The 9,389-nt window shown below is 65.3% G+C and carries 9 protein-coding genes; 4 read left to right on the forward strand and 5 right to left on the reverse strand.

The features are described from left to right. Window positions 1-334: 334 nt before the first annotated feature. The 5 genes from K1T35_RS11360 to queC all read right to left on the reverse strand — a co-directional run bounded on the left by K1T35_RS11360 (window position 335) and on the right by queC (window position 4,520). Window positions 335-667: a nucleotide pyrophosphohydrolase gene (locus K1T35_RS11360; RefSeq protein WP_220260125.1), complete on the reverse strand. Its 333-nt coding sequence runs from the start codon at window positions 665-667 to the stop codon at window positions 335-337. A 14-nt stretch (window positions 668-681) separates the two neighbouring features. Further along, a complete protein-coding gene (locus K1T35_RS48785) occupies window positions 682-1,779 on the reverse strand; it encodes a DUF2075 domain-containing protein (protein ID WP_255621776.1) in 1,098 nt (365 codons plus the stop codon). 1,012 nt (window positions 1,780-2,791) lie between these two features. Further along, window positions 2,792-3,166 (reverse strand): 6-carboxytetrahydropterin synthase QueD, encoded by a 375-nt coding sequence (gene queD, locus K1T35_RS11370; RefSeq protein ID WP_220262530.1) that lies wholly within the window; start codon window positions 3,164-3,166, stop codon window positions 2,792-2,794. Window positions 3,167-3,171: 5 nt separating this feature from the next. Beyond that, window positions 3,172-3,804, reverse strand: a complete 633-nt coding sequence (gene queE / locus K1T35_RS11375; protein WP_220260126.1) for a 7-carboxy-7-deazaguanine synthase — start codon at window positions 3,802-3,804, stop codon at window positions 3,172-3,174. 2 nt (window positions 3,805-3,806) lie between these two features. Continuing rightward, window positions 3,807-4,520 (reverse strand): 7-cyano-7-deazaguanine synthase QueC, encoded by a 714-nt coding sequence (gene queC, locus K1T35_RS11380; RefSeq protein ID WP_220260127.1) that lies wholly within the window; start codon window positions 4,518-4,520, stop codon window positions 3,807-3,809. A 107-nt stretch (window positions 4,521-4,627) separates the two neighbouring features. Here queC and K1T35_RS11385 point away from each other — a divergent pair, with 107 nt between their 5' ends. The 4 genes from K1T35_RS11385 to dbpB (K1T35_RS11400) are packed head-to-tail and all read left to right on the forward strand — an operon-like array spanning window position 4,628 to window position 9,042. After that, complete coding sequence (locus K1T35_RS11385; RefSeq protein ID WP_220260128.1) at window positions 4,628-5,515, forward strand: hypothetical protein; 888 nt, start codon at window positions 4,628-4,630, stop codon at window positions 5,513-5,515. Further along, the gene (dbpB, locus tag K1T35_RS11390; protein WP_304940852.1) at window positions 5,512-6,651 is read left to right on the forward strand and encodes a DGQHR domain-containing protein DpdB; all 1,140 of its coding nucleotides are present in this window, start codon (window positions 5,512-5,514) and stop codon (window positions 6,649-6,651) included. Before K1T35_RS11385 ends, dbpB (K1T35_RS11390) begins: the two co-directional genes overlap by 4 nt. Beyond that, window positions 6,648-7,904, forward strand: a complete 1,257-nt coding sequence (dpdA, locus tag K1T35_RS11395) for a tRNA-guanine transglycosylase DpdA (protein WP_220260130.1) — start codon at window positions 6,648-6,650, stop codon at window positions 7,902-7,904. Before dbpB (K1T35_RS11390) ends, dpdA begins: the two co-directional genes overlap by 4 nt. Beyond that, complete coding sequence (dbpB, locus tag K1T35_RS11400) at window positions 7,897-9,042, forward strand: DGQHR domain-containing protein DpdB (RefSeq protein WP_220260131.1); 1,146 nt, start codon at window positions 7,897-7,899, stop codon at window positions 9,040-9,042. The genes dpdA and dbpB (K1T35_RS11400) overlap by 8 nt, the downstream gene beginning before the upstream one ends. The last annotated feature ends 347 nt before the right edge of the window (window positions 9,043-9,389 follow it).

A 9,389-nucleotide genomic window follows, 5' to 3' on the forward strand; every position in this document is an offset into this window, starting at 1 on the left:
CGGCGCCCTGGGTGCGGGCCAGCTCACCAAATGACGAGTTCGACACCATCGGGCTGGGGCGCTACCGGAGCAACCGCCTGTACCTCGACAGGTATTACGACCCGGCGTAACCCCGGCCAGTCAATACCCATTGTTGGGGAACCGGCAGGTAACGGTGACGTCCAACCACACGAGATTTCTAGCCATCCCTGACAACTTGAAGTCACGCGGGTCCTGGTCGTTCAAACGCGGCGCGCCTGGACCTGACCGCCGCCCTGGCCCTTGGCGAGTTCGACGGCGTCCAGGAACACCTCGCGTCGATCCTCGCTGCTCGCCCGACGAATGTGGCACCGGGTCAGCCAGGTCCGGACGCCGTCGGCGGGAACCTCTGTTCGTTTCGCACGATCTTGGCATGCGCTGCCGCAAGTAGGTCAATCGCGCATACGTCCGCGAAGCGGACGAGGTAGATCATCATATCGGCGACCTCATCCAAGACGCGCTCGCGCAACCCGTCGTCCCAGGCGGCGGGATCAGCTTGGACGTCGGAGTGCCATTGCAGCTCCGACACCAGTTCGCCGACCTCGCCAGAGAGTGCCATGAGCAGGTTCTTCGGCGTGTGGAATCGCTGCCAGTCGCGCGAGTCGGCGAAGGTGCGCAAGCGCTCAGCCAGGCCATCGACGTCGGACACGCGAACACGCTACGTCAGCTGCACATGCGCTCGAGAAACCGCTGCGTCTCCGGATCGGTGGAGTGCACCGCCGTGGCCTTCATCCCGCGGGTGAGCAGCACCTTGTAGGTGTTGCGCACCAGCGCGGGGAACTCCTCCTGCGACGCCCGCCTGACCTGGCCGTCATGCGATCGGTCGCGGCGAGCGAGCCACCCGTCGCCACGGCGGACGAAGTCGTCGCCGAAGATCACGCCCGACCAGTCGTACTCGAAACCCTGGGCCGTGTAGATGCAGCCGACCTGCCCGAAGCCGCGCGGGTCACTGGCCCAGAAGTGCGATGCTGGGACGTCCGGCACCGGCTTTTCGGGCTTGGCATTCCACGGTCGACGCCAGTTGCCGATGGCAACGTCGTCGACGAGAGCCTTGCCAGTGACCGTCCGGACGGGATCGCTCCACGGCCAGCAATAACCCGCCGCGATGCGCGCAGTGTCGCCTCCGCCCGGATTCTGCATAGTGAGCCAGGACTCGAGGGCTTCCGGTGATGGCAGCGCTGCGACGCGATACGTCTCGTCGGTGTCCGCGATCAGCGTCGACCACTGAACCGGTGGCAGGGAGGAGAGGCCGAGCAGTCGCAGCACCCACTGGTCGTAGTGCTCGGAACCGCCACAGCGGAACTGACCATGAACGACCCGCACCTGGCACCGGGCAGCCTCCGCGGCAGAGCGGATCTCCGCCTCGGTCCCCATCTCGCCCGGTCGTACGACCTGGTGCTCGTCGAGGAGGAAGACCGGCACTCGGGCGACATCGATCAGCTCCTCGACTTGGCGTTTCGCCGCTGCGCGCTTGTCCGCCCTCGTGAACCGGTTGACGCTGGTCTCGCGAATGCGGTGCGCCTCGTCGCAGATAAGGACATCGAGCGCGTTCTTCCGCTCTCCGATGAAGCTGTTGAAGTACTTGAACACCTCCTGGGCACGGGCGCTGCGCGACCCGACAACGATCTTGCGCAGGGTGTTCGTGAATGAGTTGGAGCCGGTCGCGTGGAGCACCCTGCGGCCCGACCGGGAGAGGTTGCCGAGGAGGCTCAGCGCCACGACGCTCTTCCCAGAGCCCGGACCGCCGAGGATGATCACCACGGTCTTGGTGTTCTCGTCCTCCGCGAGCTCGACAGCCTGCTCGACGATCTTGAACGCGACCTGTTGCTCGTCCAGGAGAACGAGCTGCTCCCGATGCTTGACCTCGTTGGCCACGTGGTCGAGAAGCTGCTTGGACGGCTCGGTGCGTGCGCGGAGCAGGTCGTCGGCCACTCGCCGCGCGTCCGATCGGGGTCCCCGCGTCCGTGCTGAGCAGCCGGACCAGCTCGTCGAGCAGCTCCTGGCGCTCGTCCCGGGTGTAGAGCCGGCCGTACTCGTCCAGCTGGTACCGGCGCATTCGCCAGCCCTCCGCGCTGGCGTTGTGCAGGTAGGCGATCCCGTATACGTCGTTGGAGCCTTTCGCGAGGGCGGGCGTGAAGTCCACGAGCTGCTGGCAGTAGCGGCGCACCTGCTCGGTTGGGTGGAGTACAGGCTGGCCGTAGTGGGGAACGTAGACGAGGTCGTCGCCAATCGACTCGGCATTCGTCCATTGCTTCAGCTCGACAAGGACATACGACGGCTTCTGCGTCTTCGGATGCACGCCGCAGAGCAGCGCGTCGACCCGCTTCGGTGAGTACGGCAGCTTGTGCTCCAGCAGCACCTCGACATGCCCGAGCCCGGCTTCCTGCAGATCGGTCAGGAACGCTGGGAGGCTCATCTCCCACGACCGAACCTCGCTGCGGCCGGTGGCGGCATCGAAGCGGATCCGGGCCTGCTGCTCGAGCAGTGTGTGCAGCTCCTTCGCCTCGGCCTTGGCCAATAACGCCTTGGCACTGTCACGGACCAGAGCCACCCGAGATCCCCCACCTGCGCACACGTCATCGACGTGCGGGTGGGGGCAGCTACAAACTCACGTTCGGTGCCCGTCGGGCCGCGGGGATCACTCTAGAGGTGCTCTCACCGATCCGGCAGCGGGCCGCAGTTCGACCGGCGAAGACCCTCGTCGGGCACGGCCTCGCCGGCGGTCATGACGACGTCGAGCGGCGGCTGTGGCTCAGGCCGCTGGGCTAAAAGATCAGCCGATGAGACTCTTCAGTCCGCGGAACGTGCAGCCCGAGGTGCAGGTCTCGCGAACAGTGACTGCTGAAAGCCCGGGCAGCGACGGTGTCAGGCGAGCCCAAATCCATTCGGCGAGAACTTCGCTCGTGGGGTTTTCGAGCCCCGGGACCTCGTTCAGATAGTAGTGGTCGAGTTGGGCGTCCAGTGGCTTCCATGCGGCCTTGAGATCACCGAAGTCCTGGACCCAGCCCAGCTCCGGGTCCAGTACCCCCTGGACGTACACGATCACGCGGTACGAGTGGCCGTGTAGCCGTGAGCACTTGTGGCCCGCCGGCAGGTTGGGCAGGCGGTGGGCGGCTTCGAACGTGAACTCTTTGAATATCTCGTGCACGTCACTCACGGAATCCCGAGGTACTTGTGGGTCTGAAGGCTCAACATCCAGCGGGGGTGTTTGAGGCAGTACTCGACCGCGGAGGTGGTGTTGTCCTGCACGTTGGGGCCGTCCATGGGTTGGAGGCGCATCGACTGGAAGTCGAGATGCTCGAACTGCGCTGGGTCGCCGCCGGCCTGGGGGTAGACGAGCTTAAGTTCGTCGCCTGCGGTGAGAACGAGGTCGGCGCCGATCTTGGGGCTCACACAGAGCCAATCAATCCCCGGCGGGGCGACGCGGGTTCCGTTCGTCTCGACGGCGACGTAGAAGCCGCGCCGTTGCAACTCAGCGACGAGCGCGGCGTCGACTTGCAGAAGCGGTTCCCCGCCCGTGAGCACAACCATGCGGTGCTCCTGCCCGGTGCCCGGCCAGGTGGCGGCGACGGCCTCGGCCAGTTCACCGGCGTCCGCGAACCGCCCGCCGCCAGGTCCGTCGGTGCCGACGAAATCCGTGTCGCAGAAGGTGCAGATGGCGCGGTGGCGATCCTCCTCGCGGCCCGTCCATAGATTGCAGAGGCTAAACCGGCAGAACACGGCCGGGCGTCCGGCGTGGGTGCCTTCGCCTTGCAGCGTGTAGAAGATCTCCTTGACTCGGTACATGGTCACCGGGTGCGGTAGGGCAGGGGGTCGTTTGCGCCGGCTTCGCTGAAACCCTTGAGACGGAGTAGGCAGGAGTCACACTCGCCGCAGGCGACCGGCACCTCGCCGCACGCGGTCGACTCCGCGGCAGGGTCGTAGCAGGACCAGGTCATGGAGTAGTCCACGCCCAGATCGAACCCGGCCTTGATGATGTCGGCCTTCGACATGCTGATCAGTGGTGTGTGGATCGTGGTGCGGGCACCTTCGACACCGGCCCGGGTGGCCAGGTTGGCGAGGTTCTCATAGGCGGCGATGTACTCGGGGCGGCAGTCGGGGTAGCCGGAGTAGTCGAGGGCATTGACCCCGATGAAGATGTCAGAGGCCTCGACGGTCTCGGCGTACGCCAACGCGAACGACAGAAAGATCGTGTTGCGGGCCGGCACGTATGTGACGGGGATGCCGTCGTCGGACAGGTCCCCAGCGGAGGAGTGCTTCGGCACCTCGATGTCGGCGGTGAGCGCCGACCCGCCGAAGGCGCGGAGATCGATATCGGCGACAACGTGGCGGGCGACGTCGTATGACGTAGCGACGCGCCGGGCGGCGTCGAGCTCGATGCTGTGGCGCTGCCCGTAGCGGAACGACAGGGCGTAGGGCTTGAAGCCCTGGGCCTGGGCGATGGCCAGCACGGTGGTGGAGTCCAGGCCGCCGGACAACAGTATGATCGCTGGCTTCGACATGCGGTCTCCCTGTGTCGGTGGGGTGAGCTAGCGTTCACCCTAGACCGAAACTACGATCCGACTGCGTCAGGGCGCGCTGCAGTTTCCGGCGGATGAGGGGGAGCAGTTTGACGAAACTGACCGTCGTCGTCACCTGCTCCGATCGGAAGTCAGAGACTCCGCAGGTCGGGCTGCGGGTCCGTGACTTGCCCAAGGCGGGTCTAGACGTGCGGTCGGCGATGTGGCGCTCGCGGCTTGGCGGTGCCGGCGGTGCCCGGCTACTCGCCGGGCTCTACCGCGGCGAGAGTTGGAGCCTTGTGCCGGACGTCATGGCTTCGGCGCAACAGGCAGGGTTCACGCCCCGACTGCTGGTGGCATCGGCCGGGCTTGGCCTTCGGGACGCGAACTCGCTTGCGCCGGCCTATGCCGCGACGTTCGCGTTGAGGCAGCAGGACAGTGTGGGCGAAACTGCCGCTGACCTGCGCGGATGGTGGCACACACTGCATGCGGCACCTGGTGCACTGGATCCGGACAGGGAGTTGCGTGGCCCGCTGCTCCTCGTGCTTTCGCACGCCTACGCCGCGGCGATGTCGGCGGACCTCGAGGCGCTCGGCCGCCGTAGTGACGATGTGCTGCTGGTCGGTGGAGCCGGCGACATCCCGGGAATTACGCGTCTGCCAGCCGATCGTGGACTGCGCGCGGCCTTGGGCGGTACTTCTACTGGTCTGACAACGCGGATGGCGCATCGTTGGCTCGCCGGGCTCACGCGTCCGTCTCTGACGTGTTCGGCGCGGATGGGGGAGTGGCGGACCTGGGCGGACGACGCTCGGCGTGACGAGTCCTGGGCCCGGCAGCCGCTCGACGACCTCGAGGTGCTGCAATTCATCCGTGAGGCGCGGGCGGGCGACCCCGGCATGTCGAGAACCCGGGCACTGCGGAAACTGCGTGACAGCGGCAAGGCCTGTGAGCAGAGCAGGTTCGCCGTGCTGTACCGGAGGGTCGTGAGCGAGTCGTGACGGGCCATCAACAGCGCAAGCCCCTGGAGCGCCGGGCACTGCGAGTCATGCAACACGAGAACGTGCCGCTCTACCTGTTCACCCTGGCGGCGGAGGAGATCGAGCAGGTGGCCGACATCGCGCGGATCTCCCGGGACGAGGCGGGCAAACTCATCGGCTACCAACGGAAGGAGAAGAGGCAGCACGTCCGTCAGATCCAGGACTACCTGGACTCCGCCAATGTCCTCTTCCCCAACGGATTGATCATGGCCTTGCCCGCTGAGGTGAAGTTCAAGTCCAGCCGCGGACCCACTACCTCCGACGCGCTCGGGACGACCGCCGGCATCCTGGAGATCCCGACTGCGGCCGGGCCGGACGAGCCGCGGCCGGCATGGATCGTGGACGGCCAGCAGCGCAGCCTCGCGCTTGCTCGCGCTGCCAATCGACGTTTCCCCGTTCCTGTGGCGGGTTTCGCCTCATCCGATCTTGAATTGCAGCGCGACCAGTTCATGCGTGTAAACAGCGTCCATCCACTGCCGACTAACCTGGTCACTGAACTGCTCCCCGAGGTGGTTGCGGCACCGTCCCCGCGCCTGTCGGCCCGCAAGTTGCCCTCCGAGTTGGTCGACATGCTCAATCAGGATCCGGCGTCGCCCTTCCACAACTTGATCAAGCGAGCCTCGACCGAACCGGAGGAGTCCCGCCAGCGCGTGGTGACTGACAACAGCTTGGTGGAAGGGCTTCGAGAGTCACTCAGGTCGTCGTCGGGCGCGCTGTACCTGTACCGGAACATCACCGCTGGGACGACGGACACCGCGGGCATCCGCCTGCTGCTGATCACGTACTGGACAGGCGTCCGCAATACCTTCCCCGACGCGTGGTGTCGCCCGCCGACGGAGTCGCGGCTGATGCACGGCGTCGGTATCCGCGCGATGTCCCGGCTGCTTGACCACGTGATGGTGCATGTGAACCTGCGTGGCAAAGACCCCGTTGCCGCGGTCGAACGCGAACTGGCCCACATTGCGCCCATATGCCGATGGACCGACGGCATATGGGAAGAACTCGGGCGACCCTGGAATGCGCTGCAGAACACAACGAAGGACATCGGTGAACTGGCGAACTACCTGATGCGGGCATACACGGACGCGCGACGATGAGATTCTATTTTCCGGACAGCCAGGATCTCATCTCGCCGACCTATGACTTCCTCCATGACGAGTACAGTCCGCTACGGGTGCGACAGCGCGATGACCTCTACGCCCACGAGGTTCTCACCCAGATTCCTTACGACGGGATCCTGGTATCCAAAGCGATAGTTGATGGTTCGGTCAACGGAGCCGGCAAGTACACCCAGTCCCAGCGGCAACGCCTGTACCGGCGCGGTGTGCGGAGCTTCTTCCGGCTGCCCGACAGCATCGCCACCATCGGTGACTGCGGCGCGTTCAACTATGTCAGCGAGCACGAACCGCCCTACACCGTCAACGAAGTCATTGACTTCTACGAAGGGTGCGGCTTTGACGCCGGTATCAGCGTCGACCACGTCATCCTCGGCTACGACGCCTCCGCGACGGACGAAACCGTCGACCCGGCCTGGAAGGATCGGCAGAACATCACGCTGCGCTTGGCGAATGACTTCCTCGAGGCCGTCGACAGCCGAAGGTGCACGTTCGAACCGGTGGCTTCGGCACAGGGGTGGTCACCGCAGAGCTATGCCGACTCCGTTCGCACACTGCAGGAGTTGGGCTACCAACGTATCGCGCTCGGCGGGATGGTGCCGCTGAAGACGCCAGACATCCTCGCCTGTCTGGAGCACATCGAAGGCGTCCGCCGCCCGGGGGTGGAGCTTCATCTACTCGGCATCACACGGGTCGCCTCGATGGAGCTCTTCGCGAAATATGGCGTGACCAGCTTCGACAGTACGAGCGCCTTTCGGCAGTCGTTCATGGACGATCGCGACAACTACCACACCGAAGTCGGGACCTACGTCGCGGTGCGGGTGCCACAGGTCGAAGGCAACGTGACATTGAAGCGTGCCATCTTAGCCGGCCATGTCTCTCAGCGTGACGCCTTGCTTACTGAGCGCGAATGCCTCAACCGGCTTCGCTGCCTGGACGAAGGACAAGCGACTGTCGATGAGGTCATTACTGTGCTCGCCGACTACGAGGCGATCATCGGTGTCAAGAAGTCCCGGATCGACGCGTACCGCCGGACGTTGGAAGACACGCCATGGCGCTATTGCCAATGCGGGCTGTGCGCCCAGCACGGGGTGGAGATGATCATTTTCCGCGGCACAGAACGGAACAAGCGCCGAGGATTTCACAACTTGTCGGTCCTCGCCGCGAAGATGCATGCACTTCCCGCGTTCGCGGTGAACCGGAAAGCGACGACCCAGGGGAGCGCCCGTGGCTGACCAGTATGTCCTGCGTGTGCCGGCGCTTCGCCTCACGCAAGGCCGGCACAGCATTTACGTGTTCGGAATCGACGGCAAGAAGCTGGCCGACTTTGCTACCGTCTCCCGGGCCCGACGTGACGGCGCCGACGACTTGCACGGCTATCAACGTCCAGAGGTCGTATCGCACATCCGCGCGATCCGCCGCTACCTCGAGTCCGAGGGCGCGATGCTACCGAACGCGATTGTGCTCGCCTTCACCGATCACGTGCGGTTCGAGGCGGTTCCACTGATGTCCGAGCGTGAGCCGGTTAGCTACTCTCAACCCGGCGAGCTGATCATTCCGGTCGACGAAACCCAGGAAGATTCAGAGAAGCCCGCCTGGCTCGTGGACGGTCAGCAGCGGACCGCGGCAATTCGCGACGCCGACGTCGCCGAGTTCCCTGTCGCTGCTGTCGGGTTCATCGCCTCAGGCGAGGAGGAGCAGCGCTCCCAGTTCATCCTCGTCAACAACACGAAGCCCCTGCCGAAGGGCCTGATCCACGAGCTGTTGCCGGAGACCACGGGGCACCTGCCGGCCCAGTATGCACGCCGCCGGCTGCCGGCGTCCCTGCTGACCAGGCTCAATACCCACCCGGACAGCCCATTCCGGGCGGCCATCGCGACCCCGACGACGCCAGGGGGCTACATCAAGGACAACAGCGTCCTGAAGATGATCGAGAACAGCCTCTACGAAGGATCCCTGTACCGGTACAGGGATCCTCGCACCGGCGAGGGCGACGAAGGCCAGATGCTGCTCCACCTCACGCGCTTCTGGAACCGAGTCCGCGAGCGCTGGCCGGCAGCCTGGGAGTTGCCGCCGCGCAAGTCCCGGTTGACGCACGGTGTCGGCGTCCAGTCCCTTGGCTACATCATGGACATGCTGACTTCGGAGCGCGAGGCATCGGAAGTTTCGGCTGATGAGATCGATGAGAGCCTCGCTGTATTGGATCCGGTCGTGGCCTGGACCGAAGGGACATGGTGCCTGTCGCCGGGAGACGAGCGGCGCTGGAACGGCCTGCAGAACACACCGAACGACGTTCGCAAGCTCACGAATCTGTTTGTACAGACCCTCAACGCCAAGGACGGCGCATTGCAATTGCCACTCCCGTCGACGTGAGTCCAGCGCGAACACCGCCCCATTTGGAAGGGCTGAGCGCCATGGTGTTGTTGACGTCCACTCTCTCTCGCCTTACCGCTTCGGAGCGGTTCACGCACGCGGGTTCGTTGTAGCGCTGATCTGCGACACCGGTCGCCCCGCCTCGAGCATTTCGCCGCTGCCGTGTCGCGCTCGCCGACATGCTCGATTCACACCGAGTCGCTCCGATGCGGGCCGTTGGGCCGATCGTCTCGCCGGCGGCCGTGTCAGCGGTTTTCAGTCCATCGTGTCGGGCTCGGGGCGATCTGCGCGGCGCGGTACGGGCGGTCAGTCGGTCTCGGCCGTGGCAGTGCCCGGATTCTGCGCCT

Source organism: Pseudonocardia sp. DSM 110487 (genome assembly GCF_019468565.1).
GTDB lineage: Bacteria > Actinomycetota > Actinomycetes > Mycobacteriales > Pseudonocardiaceae > Pseudonocardia.